The following is an 18,798-nucleotide window of genomic DNA, read 5'->3' on the forward strand; positions in this document are numbered from 1 at the left end:
TGCCGACGAGGGGCGTTAGCCCCCGGGATGCAGTCCCGGGGCTTCCTGGCCGGTGCGCTCGACATATTCGGTGTAGCCGCCGCCGTACTGGTGGATGCCCTCGGGCGTCAGCTCCAGCACGCGGTTCGACAGGGCCGCCAGGAAGTGGCGGTCGTGCGAGACGAACAGCATGGTGCCCTCGAAGTCGGCCAGGGACGCCACCAGCATCTCCTTGGTCGCCATGTCCAGGTGATTGGTCGGCTCGTCGAGCACCAAGAGGTTGGGCGGGTCGAACAGCATCTTGGCCATGACCAGCCGCGCCTTCTCGCCGCCCGACAGCACGCGGCAAGGCTTTTCGACGTCGTCGCCCGAGAAGCCGAAGCAGCCGGCCAGGGTGCGCAGGGCGCCTTGGCCCGCCTGCGGGAACGAGCGCTCCAGCGACTCGAAGATCGTCTCCTCGCCGTCCAGCAGGTCCATGGAGTGCTGGGCGAAATAGCCCATCTTTACGCTGGCCCCGATGTTGACGACGCCCTGGTCGGGCTTGGTGTCGCCGGCCACCAGCTTCAGCAGGGTCGACTTGCCCGCGCCGTTGGCGCCCAGCACCGCCCAGCGCTCCTTGCGGCGGACCAGAAAGTCGAGGTCCTGGTAGATCGGCCGCTCGCCATAGCCCTTGTGGACGCCCTTCAGGCTGATCACGTCCTCGCCCGAGCGCGGCGGGCTCTGGAACTCGAACTGCACCGTCTGGCGGCGACGCGGCGGCTCGACGCGCTCGATCTTGTCGAGTTTCTTCACCCGGCTCTGCACCTGGGCGGCGTGCGAGGCGCGCGCCTTGAACTTCTCGATGAACTTGATCTCCTTGGCCAGCATCGCCTGCTGGCGCTCGTACTGCGCCTGGCGCTGAGCCTCGCTGAGCGCCCGCTGCTGGTCGTAGAAGTCCAGGTCGCCGGAATAGGTGATCAGCTGGCCGGCGTCGATCTCGACCACCTTGCCGATGATGCGGTTCATGAAGGCGCGGTCGTGCGAGGTCATCAGCAGCGCGCCGTCGTAGTTCTTCAGGAACGCCTCCAGCCAGATCAGGCTTTCCAGATCCAGGTGGTTGCTGGGCTCGTCCAGCAGCATGGCGTCGGGGCGCATCAAGAGGATGCGGGCCAGGGCCACGCGCATCTTCCAGCCGCCTGACAGCAGGCCCACGTCGCCGTCCATGCGCTCCTGGCTGAAGCTCAGGCCCGCCAGCACCTCGCGGGCGCGGGCTTCCAGGGCGTAGCCGTCCAGCTCCTGGAAGCGCTCCAGCACCTCGCCGTAGCGCTCCATGACGGCGTCCAGCTGGTCGGCCTGGTCCGGATCGACCATGGCCGCCTCCAGCGTCGCCATCTCGGCGGCCAGGGCGCTGACCGGGCCGACGCCGTCCATCACGGCGGCCACGGCGCTCTGGCCCGACATCTCGCCGACGTCCTGGCTGAAATAGCCGATCCGCACGCCTGGATCGATCGCCACGATCCCGTCGTCGGGCTGCTCCTGCCCCGTGATCATGCGGAACAGGGTCGTCTTGCCGGCGCCGTTCGGCCCGACCAGTCCGACCTTCTCGCCCTTCTGGATGCCCATCGAGGCTTCGATGAACAGGAGCTGGTGGCCGTTTTGCTTGGAGATGTTGTCGAGGCGGATCATGCGCGGGCTGCTAACCCGGCTGGGTGCGAAACGCCAGTGCTAGAGGAGGTCGGCATCCGGAATCCCTCTCTCACGGATGTCCCCGGTCTGAACATCGAAGAGAGAGGGGTTTTAGATCGCGCCCTCGCTCAGCAGGAACGCCTTCAGCGCCGCCCGGTCCACGTCCTTGGCCACGAACGCATCCCCGATCCCGCGCACCAGCACGAAGGTCAGCTTGCCGCCTTCGGCCTTCTTGTCCTGGCCGCAGTGGGCGATCAGGGCGTCGGCGTGGAAGGGTTCCTTGCGCACATCGGCCAGGGTGGTCGGCAGGCCGGCGGCCTTGATCGCCGCCTCGGCGCGGGCGGCGTCTTGGCCCGAGCACAGGCCCTGGCTCGCCGAGAAGCGGAAGGCTTGCGCCATGCCGACGCCGACGGCCTCGCCGTGCTTGAGCGCGTCGCCAAAGCCCATCTCGGCCTCGATCGCGTGACCGAAGGTGTGGCCGAGGTTCAGCAGGGCGCGGCGGCCGGCTTCCTTCTCGTCCTCGGCGACGATCTCGGCCTTCATCTCCACCGAGCGGCCGACGGCGCGGACCAGGGCGTCGACGTCGCGCTCCAGCACCTTGGCGACGTTGGTCTCGAGCCACTCGAAGAAGGCGAAGTCGCCCAAGAGGCCGTACTTGATGATCTCGGCATAGCCGCAGGCCAGCTCGCGGGCGGGCAGGGTGGCCAGGACGTCGAGGTCGGCCAGGACGAGGCGCGGCTGGTGGAAGGCGCCGATCAGGTTCTTGCCGCGCGGGGTGTCGATGGCGGTCTTGCCGCCGACCGAGCTGTCGACTTGGGCCAGCAGCGTGGTCGGGACCTGCACGAAGTCGACGCCGCGCTTGTAGATCGCCGCCGCGAAGCCGGCGAGGTCGCCTACGACGCCGCCGCCGAACGCCACGATCTGGTCGCCGCGCTCCAGGTTCAAGGCGAGCAGGCGGTAGGAGAGATCGGCGAGGCCCGTAAAGCTCTTGCTCTCCTCGCCGGGCGGGATGGTGATCACGTCGACCGCGACGCCGGCCTTCTCCAGCGAGGCGGCCAGGCGCTCGCCGTGGTGCTCGCCGACGATCGTGTCGGTGACGATGGCCACGCGCTTGCGCTTGCCGAGAACCGGGGCGATCCGCTCGCCGGCCCGGTCGATGAGGCCCGGACCGATGACGACGTCATAGGCGCGCGCGCCCAGGCCCACGGGGACGGTGCGGATCATTCGCTGGAAGCTCCTTGGACCTGGCGTTCATGCAGCGCCGCCAGGATGGCGTCGACCGCCACGCCGTGCGGCGTGTCGCCGGTCTGGACGTGGACTTGCGCCTCGGCGTAGGCGGGGTTGCGGATGCGGGCCAGCTCGGTCAGCACCGCCACTGGGTCCTTGCCCTTCAGCAGCGGCCGGGTGTCCTTGCGGCCGACGCGGCGCGCCAGGAGTTCGACATCCGCCTTCAGCCAGACCGACAGGGCCTTGTCGTTGATCAGCGCCCGGGTCTCGGGATTGACGAAGGCCCCGCCGCCGGTGGCCAGCACGTGCGGCGGCTCGTCCAGCAGGCGGGCGATCACCCGGCGCTCGCCGTCGCGAAAGGCGGCCTCGCCCAGCTCGGCGAAGATCTCGGAGATCGACCGGCCCGCGGCGGCCTCGACCTCGTTGTCGGCGTCGCGGAACGGCAGGTCCAGCACATGGGCCAGGCGTCGGCCGACGCTGGACTTGCCCACGCCCATCAGCCCGACCAGGACGATGGTCTTGTGTCGCAGCGGCGCCAGGTCTTCGGGCCGATGGCGCACGAGCGCCTTGTCGTCGGAGGGATGGGACTCGGTCATGATGCGGTCGCGGGTTTACACGAGGCTGGGCCAAAGCCCAAGTTTGCGAGACCCTCGTCATGCGTCATAACCGCTCCATGATCTCGCTCTCGCGTTCCTCGCGCCTGCTGACGCTGTCCGGCGCGCTCGTCCTTGGCCTTTGCGGCGCCGCGCGCGCCCAGGAGGAGGTCCAGGTCAAGACCCTGGTCGCGCCGGACTATTTCTCGGGGGCCGTCGCCGACACCGGCCTGCCGGGCGATCTGTGGAAGGACGCCGCGCCGGGGATCATGCGCGACGTGCTGCCCAGGCTGGCCGGACCCAAGCCGCTGTCGCCGGCCTTCGCCAGCCTGGCGCGGCGGGCGCTGTCGACGGGCGCCAACGGGCCGGCCGGCGTCGGCGACGATGTCGAGATGGGCGCGGCGCGGAGCCTGGCGCTGATCGCCCTGGGCGAGGCCAAGGGCGCGGCCGCCATCCTCGACCGGGCCACCGGCGGCCCCGGCAGCGCGGCCCTGTCGATGGCCCAGGCCGAGGCGGCCCTGATCACCGGCGATGACGACAAGGCCTGCCAGGTCGAGCAGGCCCTGACCGTGGATCGCGGCGCGGCCTACTGGCTGCGGCTGCGCGCCTTCTGCCAGCTCAAGGCCGGCCAGGCCGACGCCGCCCAGCTGACCTTCCAGCTGGCCCAGCAGCAGACAAAAGACACGGACTACGCCCGGCTGATGGGTGCGGCCCTGGCCGGGACGCCGCCCGGCGCGGCCAATCTGAAGAACGGGGTCAACTACGCCCTGTCGCGCCGCCTGAACCTGGACGTCCAGTCCGCCGCCGCCCTGGCCACGGCCTCGCAGGCCCTCAAGCCCGTGGCCACGCCCGCCGCCGGCGAGGCGCCCGAGATCAAGGCCGGGCTGGACCTGACCGCCGCCGAGGCCTCGGACCTCGCCTTCCTGCGCCAGGCCAAGACCGTGCCGGCCTTCGTCGAAGCCGCCCGCGCCGCGGCGCCGTCGATCGCCGCCCTGGCCAAGGCCGGCGGACCGCTGCAGGACCCGGTGCTGCTGGCCCGGGCGGCGGTGGCGGTGGGCGATGTCGCCAGCGCCCAGGCGATCCGGGGCCGCCTGACCCAGGATGCGATCCCCGGCGCGAGCGCCACGGACCTGGCCATCCTCGACGCTCTGATCGCGGCGGGCGCAGGCAAGGTCGACAACCAGGTGCTGAGCAACCTGGTCAGCCGGGGCGCGACCGGCAAGTCGGCCCAGGCCGCCGCCGTGCTGTTGTCCAGCCTGGGCGGGACGATGGACGCCGAGACGCGCACCCAGTTCGCCGCCTTCGACCTCGGCAGGCCGGCGGCGTCGGCCGCGCGGGTCCAGGTGCTGGAAGACGCCGCCGGCGCCAAGCGCAAGGGCGAGGCGGCGCTGCTGGCCCTGTCGCTGGCGCTGGACGCCGGGGCGAGCGGCCCCGCGCCCGTCGACCGGGCCCGCATCGCCCACGCCCTGAACCGCGCGGGCCTCTCCGTGGACGCCCGGGCTGTGGTGGTCGAGGGCCTGCTCGGCCTCGCCTACGCCAAATGAGCGCGACCGCGTCCGGCTGGATCGACGCGTTCCTGGAGATGATGGCGGTCGAGCGCGCCGCCGCCCGCAACACCCTGACCGCCTACGGCAAGGACCTGGAGGACGCGCGCGGGTTTCTGAAGCGCTCGGGGCGCGATCTCGACGACGCCGACGCGGAAGGCGTCGAGGCCTATTTCCAGGACCTTGGCGCGCGCGGCCTGTCGCCGGCCACCGCCGCCCGCCGTCGCTCGGCCGTGCGGCAGTTCTACCGCTTCGCCGTAGGCGAAGGCTGGCGGACCGACGATCCCTCGCGCCGCGTCGCCGCGCCCAAGGCCGGCCGGCCCCTGCCCAAGGTGCTGGAGCGCGACGAGATCGAGCGGCTGCTGGCCGCCGCAACCAACAAGGACAGCGCCCAGGGCCTGCGCCTGGCCTGCATCATCGAGCTGATCTACGCCTCGGGCCTGCGGATCTCCGAGCTCTTGGCCCTGCCGCTGTCGGCCCTGGCGCGCGATCCGGCCTACCTGATCGTCAAGGGCAAGGGCGGCAAGGAGCGGCTGGCCCCGCTGAACGACGCGGCCCGCGCGGCGGTGAAGGCCTATCTCCAGGGGCGACCGGCCTTCTTGCCGAAGGGCGCCAAGGACAGTCCCTGGCTGTTCCCCTCGCGCGGCGGTTCGGGCCGGCTGACGGCGCGACGGGTGGGGCAGCTGCTGGACGACGCGGCCATCGCCGCCGGGATTGATCGCGAGAAGGTCAGCCCCCACGTCCTGCGCCACGCCTTCGCCACGCACCTGCTGGAGGGCGGCGCGGACCTTCGGGTGATCCAGACCCTGCTGGGCCACGCCGATATCGCCACCACCCAGATCTACACCCACGTGGCCGGCGAGCACTTGGCGCAGGTGGTCCAGACCAAGCACCCGCTGGGACGGAAGAAGACGCCGCATTGACGGCGAGCCACGGCCACGCTTAGGAAAGCCCCCACCAAATCTACGGGTTTGCCTTGCTCGGGCCGCCCATTCTGAAAGGCCCGCCATGTCGGACGAAACCCGCGACTCCAACGGCAACATCCTGGCCGACGGCGACACCGTCACCCTGATCAAGGACCTGAAGGTCAAGGGCTCGGGCGGCGTGACCCTGAAGCGCGGCACGGTGGTCCGCAAGATCCGCCTGACCGGCGACCCCGACGAGATCGAGGCCAATGTCGACAAGGTCCGGGGCCTGGTCCTGCGGACGGAGTTCGTGAAGAAGGCTTAGGGGTTTGCTTCGTCCTTCCTCCCCCACCGGGGGAGGGGGACCGGCGAACGCCGGTGGAGGGGCCTGCCGAAATCGCCGCATGAGCGGCCCGCTCCCCTCTGTCTCGATGCGTATTCTCATCGACCCACCTCCCCCCTAATGGGGAGGAAGATATGCCGGCTCACGCCCCCTCGTACGCCGCCTTCAGCCCGGCGATGTCGATCTTCACCATGCCCATCATCGCCTGGAACACCCTGGCGGCGGCGGCGCGGTCGGGGCCGGTGGTCATCTCGGTCAACTGGCGCGGCGTGACCTGCCAGGAGAGGCCGTAGCGGTCCTTCAGCCAGCCGCAGGCCACCGCTTGCCCGCCGTCGGCGGTCAGCGCGTTCCAGTAGTGGTCGACCTCGTCCTGGCCGTCGCAATCGATCGTCAGCGAGATCGCGTCGGTGAAGGGGTGCCCCGGACCGCCGTTCATGGCGACATAGGACTGGCCGTCCAGCTCGAAGGCGACGGTGATCACCGATCCGGCCTTGGCCCCGGTGTGCGGCAGGTCGACGGGCAGGCCGTTGACGCTGACGATCCGCGAGTTGGGGAACAGCGAGACGTAGAACCGCGCGGCTGCCTCGGCCTCCGTGTCGAACCACAGGAACGGGCTGATCTTTGACATGGGCTTCCTCCGTTAGCCCCTAGGACGCGCATGGGGCGAGGGTTCCGACAAGAGGCTGCGGAAAATCCGGGCGCGCGCCGATTGACTGTCGCAACGGGAAGATTGCCTGATCCTCCAGACCGGCGGCCAAGGCTCTACAGCGCGCGCGGGGCGACCCCATCTGCGGCCGATCCATCCAAACGAAGGAGCATCCCATGAAGACGCGCAAACTCGGTGACGGCCTCGAGGTCTCGGCCATCGGTCTTGGCTGCATGGGCATGGGGCAGGTGTACGGCACGGCGCTGGAGGCCGCCGACGCCCACAAGCTGCTGGCCCGCGCGGTCGAGCTGGGCGTGACCTTCTTCGACACCGCCGAGGTCTATGGTCCGTACACGAATGAAGTGCTGGTCGGCGAGGGCCTCAAGCCCTTCCGCGACCAGGTGGTGATCGCCACCAAGTTCGGCTTCGACATCGCGCCGGAAGGGACGGGCGAGGGCTTCTCGCGGATGCGCGGGACCAACAGCCGCCCCGAGCACATCCGCGCCGTGGCCGAGGCGTCGCTGCAGCGCCTGGGCGTCGAGGTGATCGATCTCTTCTACCAGCACCGCGTCGATCCCAACGTGCCGATCGAGGACGTGGCCGGCACGGTCAAGGACCTGATCGCCGAGGGCAAGGTCAAGCACTTCGGCCTGTCCGAAGCCGGCACCGCGACGATCCGCAAGGCCCACGCCGTCCAGCCGGTCGCCGCCCTGCAGAGCGAATACTCGCTGTGGTTCCGCGAGCTGGAGGCGGAGGTCCTGCCGACCCTGCGCGAGCTCGGGATCGGCCTGGTGCCCTACAGCCCGCTGGGCCGCGGCTTCCTGACCGGCGCGCTGAAGAGCGACCTAGCCGACAACGACTTCCGCCGCGCCCTGCCGCGCTTCCAGGGCGAGGCGCTGGCCAAGAACCTGTCGCTGGTCGAGGCGCTGACCCAGATCGCCGCCGAGAAGGGCGCGACCCCGGCCCAGCTGGCGCTTGCCTGGATCCTGCACCAGGGCCCGGACATCGCCCCGATCCCCGGCACCACCAAGGCCGCCCGGCTGGAGGAGAACCTCGGCGCGGTCGAGCTTTCGCTCTCGGCCGAGGACCTGGCGCGCATCGCCGCCGCCGTGCCGGAAACGGCGGTGGAAGGCGAGCGCTACACGAAGGCCGGCCTGGCGATGGTGGGGCGGTAGGGCCCTTCGCCACCTCAATAGAGGCCGTCATTCCCGCCCTCGTGGCGGGAACCCCTGGTTCAGCTGACACGTGAGACGCAAGCGGACTGCTAAGCAGTCCGCCCCTCTTGCACCTGCGGCGGATAGAGGGGTTCTCGCCACGAGGGCGAGAATGACGGGCGTAGATATGGGCGGGGAGCGCTTGCCCCTCGCCGCAACCTAGGCCCACACTCCGTCCATGGCCGACAACCCGCTCCGCACGCTCGACTCGTTCGAACTGATCAAGTTGGGCAAGGCGTCGGTGACGGTCGGCGGGCTGGCGGCCGGGGTGCTGATCGTCGGGGCGGCCCTGGTCGCCGCGCGGCTGACCTCGGCGGGTTTTCGGCGGCTGCGCGAGCGAGCGGCGGGCGACGCGGCCTCGCTGTATGTGGTCGAGAAGGTCTCAACCTACGCCCTGATCGTCATCGGCGTCGTGGTCGGCCTGTCGACCATGGGCGTGGATCTCACCTCGCTGACCGTGTTCGCGGGCGCCCTCGGCGTCGGCGTGGGTCTTGGCCTGCAGGGCGTGATCAAAGACTTCGCGTCCGGCGTCAGTCTGGTGTTCGAGCGGCTGGTGGCGGTCGGCGACTTCGTCGAGCTGCCGAACGGCGGCCGCGGCGTGGTCCACGAGATCGGCCCGCGCGCCACCCGCATCCGCACCAACGACAGCACCGACATCATCGTCCCGAACTCGGTGCTGGTGAACGACCAGGTGATCAACTGGACCCTGCGCGGCACCAACCGCCGCATCCGGGTGCCGTTCGTCACCGCCTTCGGCGTCGACAAGGAGAAGGTCCGCGAGGCGGTGCTGAAGGCCGCCAAGAGCGCGCCGTTCACCTCGCCCGACAACGCCACCCGCCGCGCCCAGGTGTGGCTGGTCGGCTATGGCGACCACGCCCTGAAGTTCGAGCTGATCGTCTGGCCGACCGTCGAGGCCGTGCGGCGTCCGGCTGCGATCTTCGCGGCCTATACCTGGCTGATCGACGACGCCTTGCGCGGCGCGGGCATCGAGATCCCGTATCCGCAGCGGGACGTGCGTCTGCGCGGCCTGTTCGGCGAGGAGGGCGAGGACGCCCTGACCAGCCTGCGCCTGGAGCCCGCCGCGCGGCGTCGCAAGACCAAGGCGGCCAAGGCCGGCTCCAGCAACGACGCCGCCGCCGACCTCGAGCGCGAGGATCCGGAAGAAGCTCCCCGGCCGCCGCCGCCGAAGAGCTGACCCAAGCGTCAGTCTTGACCTCCATGCCGCGCCGCCGCACTGTTCTCGCAACTGCGAAATGACCGCTCCCGAGAGCGGCGAGACAAGAACGGGGAGTGACCGGCATGAAGACGCCGCGCGGCTTTTTCAAACCCTTGGCGATCGGCGCGCCGACGCCCTATCGCGAGCCGCCCGCCCGCGTGGAGCGGATGATCCACTTCGTGCCGCCGCACCTGGAGAAGGTGCGCGCCAAGCTTCCCGAGATCGCCCCGACCGTCGACGTGATCCTGGCCAATCTGGAAGACGCCATCCCCGCCGACGCCAAGGGCGCGGCGCTCGCGGGCCTGGAGGCGATGTCGCGCGAGATCGACTTCAAGGCCCTGGGCGTCGGCTTCTGGACACGGATCAACTGCCTGAACTCGCCCTGGCACCTGGATGAGATCAGCACCATCGTCGAGAAGGCCGGCGACAAGATCGACGTGATCATGGTCCCCAAGGTCGAGGGCCCGTGGGACATCTTCTACATGGACCAGCTGCTGGCCTCGCTGGAGGCCAAGCACGGCGTCACGCGGCCGATCCTGCTGCACGCGATCCTGGAGACCGCCGAGGGCGTGATGAACGTCGAGGCGATCGCCGCCGCCAGCCCCCGCATGCAGGGGATTTCGCTGGGGCCGGCGGATCTGGCCGCCAGCCGCGCCATGAAGACGACCCGCGTGGGCGGCGGTCATCCCGGCTACCGCGTCATCGAAGATCCGCACGCGGACGGATCGACGCGCGTCTCGGTGCAACAGGACCTCTGGCACTACACCTTCGCCAAGATGGTCGACGCCTGCGCCGCCCACGGGATCAAGCCGTTCTACGGCCCGTTCGGGGCGATCGACGACCCGGTCGCCTGCGAGCAGCAGTTCCGCAACGCCTTCCTGATGGGCTGCGCCGGCGCCTGGAGCCTGCACCCCAGCCAGATCGAGATCGCCAAGACAGTCTTCAGCCCCGACCCGGCCGAGGTGGCCTTCGCCAGGAAGATCCTGGAGGCCATGCCCGACGGCACGGGCGTGGCGATGATCGACGGCAAGATGCAGGACGACGCGACCTGGAAGCAGGCCAAGGTGATGGTGGATTGCGCCAAGCAGATCGCGGCGAAGGATGACGAGTATAGGGCGCTGTATGGGTTTTAGGGCTTAAATCTCTCTCCTCCCCCTCTGGGGGAGGGGGACCGCCGAATGGCGGTGGAGGGGCCTCCGGCGCTTCAGCTGAATGCGTTAGGCGTGATTTCTCAGCGTAGACTTTTGGCCGAAAGATGGTGGCCGTCTCACAGGGCCCCTCCACCGGCGTTCGCCGGTCCCCCTCCCCCGATGGGGGAGGAGAGATGACGCGTCCCTCAGTTCCCGCCCACCGTCGTCACCACCCGCGCGCCTTGCGTCAGCAGCTGGTGGATCGGGCACTTCTCGGCGATCTCGAACAGGCGCTCCAGCTGCTCGTCGGTCAGGTCGCCCTCGATGGTGATCACCCGCTCGAAGCGCTCATGCGGGGTCTGGTCCTTGTCGTAGTGCGAGAAGACCTCGACGTGCATGCCGCTGATCGTCCAGCCCTTGCGGTTGGCGTAGAGGCGCAGGGTCATGGTGGTGCAGGCCGCCAGGCCCGCGGCGACCAGCTCGTGCGGATCGGGGCCGAGATCGAGGCCGCCCGAGGCGACCGCGACGTCGGCGACGATGGTCGAGGGGCCGGCCGTGACGAAGGTCTGCAAGGACCCGCTGCCCGTGTCGGTGGCGGTGGCGAACGGACGGGTGGGGACGGCTTCGGTCATGGCTTTCCTCGAGAAAGGGTGGCTAGCGCGGCCTTCCTATCACCCCCATCAAGCCCGCGCTTGGACGATCGGCGTCAGGGTGAAGTCCGGCTCGTGGTTGGGGCCCAGGGTGATCGAGGCGACCGGGATTACCGGCCGTTCGTCCGCCAGGCCGATCTCGAACCGGGCCAGCAGGGTCGCCAGGATGATCTGCGCCTCGGCCAGGGCGAAGCCGGCGCCGATGCAGACGCGCGGCCCGCCCCCGAACGGCAGGAAGGCCTCGATCCCCCACGGGTGCGGCTGGTCGAGGAAGCGCTCGGGCAAGAAGGCGGTCGGTTGGTCCCAAAGCTTGCGGTGCCGGTGGATCAGCCAGGGGCTGATGGTGACCATGGCTCCGGCCGGGACGGGGTGACCCAGCACCATCTCGCCGGCCAGCGCCTGGCGACCGAAGGTCGGGGCGGTGGGATAGAGCCGCAGGGTCTCGAACAGCACCGACCGCAGCAACGGCCAGGCCTTGAGGTCGTCGAGGCTGGCCACGTGCTCGACAGCGAACGCCTGGACCTCGGCCCGGACGCGGTCTTGGGTCGCCGGATCCCGGGCCAGCAGATAGGCCGCCCAGAACAGCAGGCGAGACGTCGTCTCGAAGCCCGCCGCCAGCATCGAGCTGCACTGGTCGCGGATTTCCTGGTCGGGCAGGGGATGGCCGTCTTCGTCGCGCGCGGCCAGCAGGCGGTCCAGCAGGTCGCCCGGGCGATCGTCGGCCGGCGTCGCGGCCTTGCGCTGGGCGATCAAGGAGTCGACCTCGGCCAGCCAGCGTCCGCCCAGCCGCCGCCGGTCGCCGTCCGCGAAGGTCAGGTCGTCGCGTCCTCGGCCGATGAAGTCCAGCAGGCGGAAGTGCGCCGGACCCTCCAGATAGCGTCGCGCGATCTCCGCCAGCACGGCGCCGTCGCGGTCGGCGCGGCGCGAAAAGAGCGCGCGCAGCACGGCGTCCAGGGTGGCGTGGTGGAAGGCCTCGGACAGGTTGGCCGTCCCCTGGTCCGTCAGGCCTTCGACCAAGTTGACGCCCGCCGCCGCGAAGTGGGGCAGCAGGCCGCCGATCGCGGCGGGGGTGAAGACGGGCGCAAGGCTCTTGCGCTGGCGCTTCCAGGTTTCGCCCTCGGAGAGCAGCAAGCCTTCGCCGGCCAGAGGCTTCAGGGGCCGGCCAAGCTTGAGCGGGCGGCGGAAGTTGGGCGAGGAGAGCACCTGGTGCACGCCGGCGGGATCGCTAACCACCAGGCCGGGTTGGCCCATGAAATGATAGGGCGTGACGAGGTTGTCGAAGTCTTCTTCGCACCAGGCCCCGATCAGGTTTCGGCTCATTTCCCACGCGATGCGCAGGTCGCCGAGGGGCGAGCCGCCCAGCGGACGAGTGTGAACCTTGGGAAAAGGCGGAACGAGCGGCCCAGGGCCGAACTCGGCGTCGCGGACGGGAGCGTCCATGGAGCGGCCTTCCGGAAAGCGGGGCGCCTAAAGAGGCCCCATCCGGAAGCGCAGCCTAGCGTCGCTTAGTCGGCGACGCAATAATTCATCAGTTGTTGAATTAAGCGGCCGCCTGCTGCTGGGCCGAGACGTCGAAGGCGCGCTGAGACCCGCGCCACACTTCCACGAAGTCGCAGCGGCGGTGCATGTCCAGAAGCTCGAAGGCGCGCACACGGGCGGCCTTATCGTCGGCGCAGGGCGTGACGTCGAAACGCGGGACCGAGCCGTCGGACTCGACACAGAAGAAGGTGAACACCTGCATGGGAACTGTGCGCTCTCATCAGGCGGGACCGCGCATATTCGATGGCGGGAGCCGCGGTAGGCGCGGGCCGGCTTCGCGCCCCGCTACAAAACAACATAGGACTCTATGTCGCGATTCACCAGACCAAGAGAGTCCTGAATCGAGACTCACCTGTTGATCCATGCTGTGGATAAAACCCGGCGGATTCGGGGCGGTTCCCCGACGGAATCTCGCCTCTTTCCCTCGGAGGATTCCGCCACTAGGTTCGCACCCTTTCATTCACGGCGACGTTTGAGAGTCCATGGCCGCCCATTATCTCGATTTCGAGCGCCCGATCGCTGACCTGGAAAGCAAGATCGAAGAGCTGTCCAAGCTCTCCGAGACCGCTGGCCCCGGCGCGTTCGACCTCGAAATCCAGGCCCTGCGTGACCGGGCCCAGGAGCTCCGCAAGGAGGCCTACGCCAACCTCGACGCCTGGCAGAAGACCATGGTCGCGCGGCACCCGCAGCGGCCGCACCTGCGCGATTATGTCGCGGGGCTGATCGACGAGTTCGTCGAGCTGCGCGGCGACCGCAAGTTCGCCGACGACCAGGCGATCGTCGGGGGCCTGGGTCGCTTCCGCGGACAGCCGGTCGTGGTCATGGGCCACGAGAAGGGCCACGACACCACCACGCGCCTGAAGCACAACTTCGGCATGGCCCGCCCCGAGGGCTACCGCAAGGCCGTCCGCCTGATGGACATGGCCGAGCGCTTCAGCCTGCCGGTGATCACCTTCGTCGACACCGCCGGCGCCTATCCGGGCCTGGGCGCCGAGGAGCGCGGCCAGGCCGAGGCCATCGCCCGCTCGACCGAGCGCTGCCTGACCCTGGGCACCCCGATGGTCGCCACGATCGTGGGCGAGGGCGGTTCGGGCGGGGCCATCGCCCTGGCCGGCGCCAACCGCGTGCTGATCCTCGAGCACTCGATCTATTCGGTGATCTCGCCGGAAGGCGCGGCCTCGATCCTGTGGCGCGACGGCGCCCGGGCCAAGGACGCGGCGACCAACATGCGCATCACCGCCCAGGACCTGATCAAGCTGGGCATCGTCGACCGCATCGTCGACGAGCCGGCCGGCGGCGCCCACTCGAACCAGGAGGCGGCGATCAAGTCGGTCGGCGACGCGGTCGAGGAAGAGCTGAAGGCCATGGCCCACATGAGCGCCGAGCAGCTGCGCAAGCAGCGCTCCGAGCGCTTCTACGCGATCGGCCGCGCAGGCTTGCAGTAGGCTTCAGGCGGAGATCCGCCGGCCGTCGATCGGCCAGCGCTCCAGTTGCCGGCCATCCCAGACGTGCAGCGCGTCGTAGAGGTTGATGGTCGGGTCGCAGTGGCCCGGCTGCAGCCAGACGACCTCGCCGACCTTGGGCGCGTCGGCCGGCCAGGCGCGCGCCGGATCGGCGTCGGCGGCGGCCACGGCCTCGTCGAAGCCCAGCGGCGTCCCGCCCGCAGCCTTCAGCACGCCCAGGGCGGCCGGGTGGGCGATCATGCCGTGCTCGTCGCCCATCGGTCGCCACAGCGAGCCCGGCGCGGCGCCGGAGACGACGCGGGCCGGCGGTCCGTCCATCGACATCGCCTTGAAGCCGGCGTCGCAGACGACGTGGCTCTTGTGGCGCGCCGAGACGATCGTGGCGGCCACGAACAGCGCCGGCGCGAACGGCCAGTCGCCGCCGCCCGGCGCGCCGCAGGCGTCGTACTCGACGTCCATCACCGCGTAGGAACCGGCCTGCAGCTCGGTGAAGACGCCCGAAGCCAGGTCGAAGGCGTGGGTGCCGGTGCCGCCGCCCGTCACCACCGGCGGGGGCAGGCCGGCCGTCGTCAGCTCGGCGACCAGGGCCTTCAGCGTGGCGAAGGCGGCCTCGTCGGCGCTCTTCCGCAGCGCGCCGTCGTCCAGGTGCTGCAGGTGGCCGAGATAAGCCTGGATCCCGCCGAAGCGCAGGCCGGGCGCGGCGTCGATGGCGCGAGCGAGAGGCAGGGCCTCGTGCGGATAGACCCCCGCGCGGTGGGTGCCGAGGTCGAGGTCGACGACGGCGTCGAGCGTGACGCCGGCCGCCACGGCCGCGTCTGAGAGCCGGTCGACCTGGCCTTCGTCGTCGACGACCGCGCCGACCGCAGCGCCGGTCCTGGCCAGGGCGGCCAGACGCGGCGGGCCCCAGGCCGGGACCGGGGCGGTGACCAGCACGTCCTTGATTCCGCCGGCGACATAGGCCTCGGCCTCGCCCACGGTCTGGCAGCACAGACCGACCGCGCCGCGCGCGACGATCAGCCGGCCGAGGGGGGAGGACTTGTGGGTCTTGCCGTGGGCGCGCAGGCGGACGCCGGCGGCGTCGCAGAGGGCTTGCATCGTGTCGATGTTGCGCATCAGGGCGGCGCGGTCGACGACGAGCAGGGGCGTCTGGGGGAGAGCGGTGGCGGGCGGCAGGTTCATTGTTCTCTCCCCAATAGTTTCAACGTGTCATCCCGGCCGCAGCGTAGCGGAGAGCCGGGACCCAGGGGCCGCCCCACTGCCGCTCGCCCCTGGGTCCCGGGTCGGCTTCGCCGCCCGGGATGACACGGCTGTTGTGCGTTAGATTTGACCGTCCAGCACCCGCGCGAACAAGTCCGGATCGACATTGCCGCCGGACAGCACGATCGCCGCCGTCTTGCCCTTGAGATCGACCTTGCCCGCCAGCGCCGCCGCCAGGGCGACGCAGCCGCCGGGCTCGACCACCAGTTTCAGGACCGAGAACGCGTAGCGCATGGCGTCGGCGACTTCCGGGTCGGTGACCGCCACGCCGCCCGCGAGATTGCGCTGGTTGATCGGCCAGGTCAGCTCGCCGGGGATGGGCGTCAGCAGGGCGTCGCAGAACGAGCGGGCGTCCTTGTCGATCGTTTCGCGCTGGCCGCTCTCCAGCGAGCGGCGGGTCTCGTCGAAGCCGGCCGGCTCGACGCCCCAGACCTCGGTCGTGGGGGAGAGCGCCTTCACCGCCGTCGAGGTTCCGGCGATCAGCCCGCCGCCGCCGACGCAGCAGACCAGGGTGTCGAGCCTGGCCCCGCGCGCTGCAGCCTGCTCGACGATCTCGATCCCCAGCGTGCCCTGGCCGGCGATGATGTGCGGGTCGTCATAGGAGGGCACGACCACGCAGCCGCGCTCGGCGGCGATCTGGTCGGCGATCGCGATGCGGTCCTCGGTGAAGCGGTCGTAGAAGCGGATCTCGGCGCCGTAGCTCCGCGTGCCCTCGACCTTCACGGCCGGCGAGTCGCTGGGCATCACGATCAGGGCCGGGCAGCCGACCAGCTGGGCCGCCAGGGCCACGCCCTGGGCATGGTTGCCGGACGAGAAGGCCACCACGCCGCGCGACTTCTCGTCGTCGGTCAGCTGGCTGAGCCGATTATAGGCCCCGCGGAACTTGAAGGCGCCCGCCCGCTGCAGCGTCTCGGGCTTCAGGAAGATGCGGCCGCCCAGCCGCGCGTTCAGGGCCGGGCTCTCGATCAGCGGCGTTTCGACGGCCAGCCCCTTCAGGCGCTGGGCGGCGGCTTGGATATCGTCGAGGGTGATGCTCATGGAATAGAGTTCTACGGGGCGGACGCTGGCTTTTGAAGCCAGGCGGCCCCATTTGAACGCGAGCGCCGCGTTGTCGCGCAACGCCTGTCGAAACCCTTTGCCAGCTTCGCCGTTCACGCCATAAGAGCCGACGGGGGCTTAGATCAGGACGACTCGATGAAGACCGCCATTCTCGCCGCCACGGCCTCTGTCCTGGTGGCGGGCGCCGCCGCCCCCGCCTTCGCCGGAGAGGCGTTCGTCGGTGTCTACAAGCACGACGTGACCTTCATCGGCAACGCGGTCGGCCTGGGCGCCGCGGGCCGCGAGGGCGGCGCCGACATCCACCTGGGCTATCGCACCAATCGCATCGAGAGCCTCAAGTGGCTGGGCAAGCCGCAGGTCCACACGATGGTGTCGATCAACACCAACAACACCTCGAACTTCGTCGCGGCGGGCTTCGACTGGAAGGTCGAGCTGGGCAAGCCGGGCGGGTTCTACCTGCGTCCGGGCCTGGGCCTGGCCTATACCGACGGCGAGACCGGCCTGCCGCCGGCCAACGCGCCGAACCTGACGCCGGAAGAGCGCGCGCGGCGCACCTATCTCTATTACCACCGCATCGATTTTGGCTCGAAGGTGCTGTTCGAGCCGGAGCTGGCCCTGGGCTACCAGGTCAGCGATCGGGTGTCGGTGGAGCTCTCCTACACCCACCTCTCGAACGGCCAGATCTTCCACCAGGGCAAGAACCAGGGGCTTGACGACGCGGGGGTTCGGCTGGTTTACGCCTTCTGACTTCGCGACGGGCCGATTTGACGGCTGGCGCGGCGCCGCCCAAAACTGATTGAACGCTCGGGGTCGAGTCCTGTCGAAGGACCTCGCGGCGTCACCCGGCAGGCGACAAGGCATATCTCTACCATGGCCAATGTGACCGTTGTCGGCGCCCAGTGGGGCGACGAGGGCAAGGGCAAGATCGTCGACTGGCTCAGCAACCGCGCCGACGTCGTGGTGCGCTTCCAGGGCGGCCACAACGCCGGCCACACGCTGGTCGTCGACGGCAAGGTCTACAAGCTGGCCCTGCTGCCGTCGGGCGTGGTGCAGGGCAAGACCTCGGTGATCGGCAACGGCGTCGTCGTCGACCCGTGGCACCTCTTGACCGAGATCGACAAGATCGCCGACCAGGGCGTGGCGATCACGCCCGACCTCTTGATCCTGGCCGACAACGCCTGCCTGATCCTGCCGCTGCACCGCGACCTGGACCAGGCGCGCGAGGCCGCCTCGACCCAGAAGATCGGCACCACCGGCCGCGGCATCGGCCCGGCCTACGAGGACAAGGTCGGCCGTCGCGCCATCCGCGTCGCCGACCTGGCCGACCCGGAAGCCTTGAAGCCCAAGATCGACCGCCTGCTGGCCCACCACGGCGCCCTGCGTCGCGGCCTTGGGCTGCCGGAGGCCAATGCTCAAGAGCTGTTCGACGCCCTGATGGAACTGGCGCCGCGCATCCTGGCCTACGCCCAGCCGGCCTGGCGGGTGCTGGACCAGGCCTACAAGGCCGGCCGCAAGATCCTGTTCGAAGGCGCGCAAGGCTCGCTGCTGGACGTCGACCACGGCACCTACCCGTTCGTCACCTCGTCCAACACGGCGGCCGGCCAGGCCTCGGCCGGCTCGGGCATGGGCCCGTCGGCGACCGGCTATGTGCTGGGCATCGTCAAGGCCTACACCACCCGGGTGGGCGAGGGCCCGTTCCCGGCCGAGCTGTTCGACGAGGTCGGCAAGCACCTGTCCACCGTCGGCCGCGAGGTCGGGGTCAACACCGGCCGCGCCCGCCGCTGCGGCTGGTTCGACTCGGTGCTGGTGCGCCAGTCGGTGGCCATCAACGGCATCCACGGCGTGGCCCTGACCAAGCTGGACGTGCTGGACGGCCTGGAAACCTTGAAGATCTGCGTCGGCTACAAGATCGGCGACAAGGTCCTCGACTACCTGCCCGCCGGCCTGCGCGACCAGGCCGCCGCCACGCCGGTCTACGAGGAGCTGGAAGGCTGGAGCGAAAGCACCGCCGGCGCCCGCTCGTTCAAGGACCTCAACGCCAAGGCCATCAAGTATGTCCGCCGCGTCGAGGAACTGATCGGCGCCCCGGTCGCCCTGCTGTCGACCAGCCCCGAGCGCGACGACACCATCCTGATGCGCGACCCCTTCCAGGGATAGCGCCGCCTCATTCGCGCCCGCTTTCGGCGATAGCGCTTTCGTCTGACGGACGGGAGCGCGCGCCGGAGGCGGCGTCGCGGGGCTTTCCCGTGTCACGATAGCGACATCAAAGCTACACCTTATCGTCGCCCGGCCGTCGCGGACCGGCAACACGCCGCGTCTAACAGCCTGCCCTTGGCACAGGAGTCGCGCGCAGTCGCGGCGGTGACAG

The 18,798-nt window shown here is 70.0% G+C and carries 18 protein-coding genes and 2 pseudogenes; 9 read left to right on the forward strand and 11 right to left on the reverse strand.

Annotated elements, in window-relative coordinates; genetic code table 11:
* Positions 1 to 15 precede the first annotated feature (15 nt).
* The 3 genes from DI526_RS13715 to DI526_RS13725 form a co-directional block, all read right to left on the reverse strand.
* Positions 16 to 1,644, reverse strand: a complete 1,629-nt coding sequence (locus DI526_RS13715; RefSeq protein ID WP_304278896.1) for an ABC-F family ATP-binding cassette domain-containing protein — start codon at positions 1,642 to 1,644, stop codon at positions 16 to 18.
* Positions 1,645 to 1,755: 111 nt separating this feature from the next.
* The gene (aroB, locus tag DI526_RS13720) at positions 1,756 to 2,868 is read right to left on the reverse strand and encodes a 3-dehydroquinate synthase (RefSeq protein WP_304278899.1); all 1,113 of its coding nucleotides are present in this window, start codon (positions 2,866 to 2,868) and stop codon (positions 1,756 to 1,758) included.
* The gene (locus tag DI526_RS13725; RefSeq protein WP_304278902.1) at positions 2,865 to 3,467 is read right to left on the reverse strand and encodes a shikimate kinase; all 603 of its coding nucleotides are present in this window, start codon (positions 3,465 to 3,467) and stop codon (positions 2,865 to 2,867) included. The genes aroB and DI526_RS13725 overlap by 4 nt, the downstream gene beginning before the upstream one ends.
* Positions 3,468 to 3,526: 59 nt before the next feature.
* Between DI526_RS13725 and DI526_RS13730 the strand changes: the two genes are divergently transcribed.
* From DI526_RS13730 to DI526_RS13740, 3 genes are all read left to right on the forward strand, one after another.
* Positions 3,527 to 5,008 (forward strand): hypothetical protein, encoded by a 1,482-nt coding sequence (locus DI526_RS13730; RefSeq protein WP_304278904.1) that lies wholly within the window; start codon positions 3,527 to 3,529, stop codon positions 5,006 to 5,008.
* Positions 5,005 to 5,931 (forward strand): site-specific tyrosine recombinase XerD, encoded by a 927-nt coding sequence (locus DI526_RS13735; protein WP_304278906.1) that lies wholly within the window; start codon positions 5,005 to 5,007, stop codon positions 5,929 to 5,931. The genes DI526_RS13730 and DI526_RS13735 overlap by 4 nt, the downstream gene beginning before the upstream one ends.
* Before the next feature lie 85 nt (positions 5,932 to 6,016).
* A complete protein-coding gene (locus DI526_RS13740; protein ID WP_304278909.1) occupies positions 6,017 to 6,238 on the forward strand; it encodes an alkylphosphonate utilization protein in 222 nt (73 codons plus the stop codon).
* On the opposite strand, the pseudogene DI526_RS13745 reads toward DI526_RS13740, so the two are convergent.
* Positions 6,235 to 6,309: pseudogene (locus DI526_RS13745) on the reverse strand (hypothetical protein); the annotation flags it as partial. The gene DI526_RS13740 and the pseudogene DI526_RS13745 sit on opposite strands and share 4 nt — an antisense overlap.
* 89 nt (positions 6,310 to 6,398) lie before the next feature.
* Complete coding sequence (locus tag DI526_RS13750) at positions 6,399 to 6,884, reverse strand: VOC family protein (protein ID WP_304278912.1); 486 nt, start codon at positions 6,882 to 6,884, stop codon at positions 6,399 to 6,401.
* Between the two features lie 194 nt (positions 6,885 to 7,078).
* On the opposite strand from DI526_RS13750, the gene DI526_RS13755 reads away from it, so the two are divergent.
* The gene (locus DI526_RS13755) at positions 7,079 to 8,077 is read left to right on the forward strand and encodes an aldo/keto reductase (protein ID WP_304278917.1); all 999 of its coding nucleotides are present in this window, start codon (positions 7,079 to 7,081) and stop codon (positions 8,075 to 8,077) included.
* 25 nt (positions 8,078 to 8,102) lie between these two features.
* Here the strand turns inward: DI526_RS13755 and DI526_RS13760 are convergent.
* A pseudogene (locus DI526_RS13760) lies at positions 8,103 to 8,274 on the reverse strand (hypothetical protein); the annotation flags it as partial.
* Positions 8,275 to 8,294: 20 nt separating this feature from the next.
* On the opposite strand from DI526_RS13760, the gene DI526_RS13765 reads away from it, so the two are divergent.
* Both DI526_RS13765 and DI526_RS13770 read left to right on the forward strand, forming a co-directional pair.
* Positions 8,295 to 9,311: a mechanosensitive ion channel family protein gene (locus DI526_RS13765; protein ID WP_304278920.1), complete on the forward strand. Its 1,017-nt coding sequence runs from the start codon at positions 8,295 to 8,297 to the stop codon at positions 9,309 to 9,311.
* A 95-nt stretch (positions 9,312 to 9,406) separates the two neighbouring features.
* Positions 9,407 to 10,465: a CoA ester lyase gene (locus DI526_RS13770; protein ID WP_304278923.1), complete on the forward strand. Its 1,059-nt coding sequence runs from the start codon at positions 9,407 to 9,409 to the stop codon at positions 10,463 to 10,465.
* A gap of 203 nt (positions 10,466 to 10,668) precedes the next feature.
* Here the strand turns inward: DI526_RS13770 and DI526_RS13775 are convergent, their stop codons facing one another.
* The 3 genes from DI526_RS13775 to DI526_RS13785 all read right to left on the reverse strand — a co-directional run bounded on the left by DI526_RS13775 (position 10,669) and on the right by DI526_RS13785 (position 12,853).
* Positions 10,669 to 11,094, reverse strand: coding sequence for an OsmC family protein (locus tag DI526_RS13775; RefSeq protein WP_304278926.1), 426 nt, complete (start codon positions 11,092 to 11,094; stop codon positions 10,669 to 10,671).
* 48 nt (positions 11,095 to 11,142) lie between these two features.
* Positions 11,143 to 12,552, reverse strand: a complete 1,410-nt coding sequence (locus tag DI526_RS13780) for a cytochrome P450 (RefSeq protein WP_304278929.1) — start codon at positions 12,550 to 12,552, stop codon at positions 11,143 to 11,145.
* A gap of 100 nt (positions 12,553 to 12,652) precedes the next feature.
* Positions 12,653 to 12,853, reverse strand: coding sequence for a hypothetical protein (locus DI526_RS13785; protein WP_304278932.1), 201 nt, complete (start codon positions 12,851 to 12,853; stop codon positions 12,653 to 12,655).
* A gap of 280 nt (positions 12,854 to 13,133) precedes the next feature.
* On the opposite strand from DI526_RS13785, the gene DI526_RS13790 reads away from it, so the two are divergent.
* On the forward strand, positions 13,134 to 14,096 hold the full coding sequence (locus DI526_RS13790; protein ID WP_304278935.1) for an acetyl-CoA carboxylase carboxyltransferase subunit alpha: 963 nt from the start codon (positions 13,134 to 13,136) through the stop codon (positions 14,094 to 14,096).
* 3 nt (positions 14,097 to 14,099) lie between these two features.
* On the opposite strand, the gene DI526_RS13795 is transcribed toward DI526_RS13790, so the two are convergent.
* Both DI526_RS13795 and DI526_RS13800 read right to left on the reverse strand, forming a co-directional pair.
* On the reverse strand, positions 14,100 to 15,293 hold the full coding sequence (locus tag DI526_RS13795) for a DSD1 family PLP-dependent enzyme (RefSeq protein WP_304278939.1): 1,194 nt from the start codon (positions 15,291 to 15,293) through the stop codon (positions 14,100 to 14,102).
* A 138-nt stretch (positions 15,294 to 15,431) separates the two neighbouring features.
* Positions 15,432 to 16,409 carry a threonine/serine dehydratase gene (locus DI526_RS13800; protein ID WP_304278942.1) on the reverse strand — a complete coding sequence of 326 codons (978 nt, stop codon included), beginning with the start codon at positions 16,407 to 16,409 and terminating at the stop codon, positions 15,432 to 15,434.
* Between the two features lie 156 nt (positions 16,410 to 16,565).
* On the opposite strand from DI526_RS13800, the gene DI526_RS13805 reads away from it, so the two are divergent.
* Together DI526_RS13805 and DI526_RS13810 are read left to right on the forward strand one after the other, a co-directional pair.
* Positions 16,566 to 17,177, forward strand: a complete 612-nt coding sequence (locus DI526_RS13805) for an acyloxyacyl hydrolase (protein ID WP_304278945.1) — start codon at positions 16,566 to 16,568, stop codon at positions 17,175 to 17,177.
* Positions 17,178 to 17,300: 123 nt separating this feature from the next.
* Positions 17,301 to 18,587 (forward strand): adenylosuccinate synthase, encoded by a 1,287-nt coding sequence (locus tag DI526_RS13810; protein ID WP_304278947.1) that lies wholly within the window; start codon positions 17,301 to 17,303, stop codon positions 18,585 to 18,587.
* Positions 18,588 to 18,798 lie beyond the last annotated feature (211 nt).

It is taken from the genome of Caulobacter segnis (assembly GCF_003243465.1).
GTDB lineage: Bacteria > Pseudomonadota > Alphaproteobacteria > Caulobacterales > Caulobacteraceae > Caulobacter > Caulobacter segnis_A.

Bases quoted from the DNA above. Each gene is read 5' to 3' on its own strand.
- DI526_RS13715 (WP_304278896.1), bottom strand. From the start codon at position 1,644: ATGATCCGCCTCGACAACATCTCCAAGCAAAACGGCCACCAGCTCCTG.
- aroB (WP_304278899.1), bottom strand. From the start codon at position 2,868: ATGATCCGCACCGTCCCCGTGGGCCTGGGCGCGCGCGCCTATGACGTC.
- DI526_RS13725 (WP_304278902.1), bottom strand. From the start codon at position 3,467: ATGACCGAGTCCCATCCCTCCGACGACAAGGCGCTCGTGCGCCATCGG.
- DI526_RS13730 (WP_304278904.1), top strand. From the start codon at position 3,527: ATGCGTCATAACCGCTCCATGATCTCGCTCTCGCGTTCCTCGCGCCTG.
- DI526_RS13735 (WP_304278906.1), top strand. From the start codon at position 5,005: ATGAGCGCGACCGCGTCCGGCTGGATCGACGCGTTCCTGGAGATGATG.
- DI526_RS13740 (WP_304278909.1), top strand. From the start codon at position 6,017: ATGTCGGACGAAACCCGCGACTCCAACGGCAACATCCTGGCCGACGGC.
- DI526_RS13750 (WP_304278912.1), bottom strand. From the start codon at position 6,884: ATGTCAAAGATCAGCCCGTTCCTGTGGTTCGACACGGAGGCCGAGGCA.
- DI526_RS13755 (WP_304278917.1), top strand. From the start codon at position 7,079: ATGAAGACGCGCAAACTCGGTGACGGCCTCGAGGTCTCGGCCATCGGT.
- DI526_RS13765 (WP_304278920.1), top strand. From the start codon at position 8,295: ATGGCCGACAACCCGCTCCGCACGCTCGACTCGTTCGAACTGATCAAG.
- DI526_RS13775 (WP_304278926.1), bottom strand. From the start codon at position 11,094: ATGACCGAAGCCGTCCCCACCCGTCCGTTCGCCACCGCCACCGACACG.
- DI526_RS13780 (WP_304278929.1), bottom strand. From the start codon at position 12,552: ATGGACGCTCCCGTCCGCGACGCCGAGTTCGGCCCTGGGCCGCTCGTT.
- DI526_RS13785 (WP_304278932.1), bottom strand. From the start codon at position 12,853: ATGCAGGTGTTCACCTTCTTCTGTGTCGAGTCCGACGGCTCGGTCCCG.
- DI526_RS13790 (WP_304278935.1), top strand. From the start codon at position 13,134: ATGGCCGCCCATTATCTCGATTTCGAGCGCCCGATCGCTGACCTGGAA.
- DI526_RS13795 (WP_304278939.1), bottom strand. From the start codon at position 15,293: ATGAACCTGCCGCCCGCCACCGCTCTCCCCCAGACGCCCCTGCTCGTC.
- DI526_RS13800 (WP_304278942.1), bottom strand. From the start codon at position 16,409: ATGAGCATCACCCTCGACGATATCCAAGCCGCCGCCCAGCGCCTGAAG.
- DI526_RS13805 (WP_304278945.1), top strand. From the start codon at position 16,566: ATGAAGACCGCCATTCTCGCCGCCACGGCCTCTGTCCTGGTGGCGGGC.
- DI526_RS13810 (WP_304278947.1), top strand. From the start codon at position 17,301: ATGGCCAATGTGACCGTTGTCGGCGCCCAGTGGGGCGACGAGGGCAAG.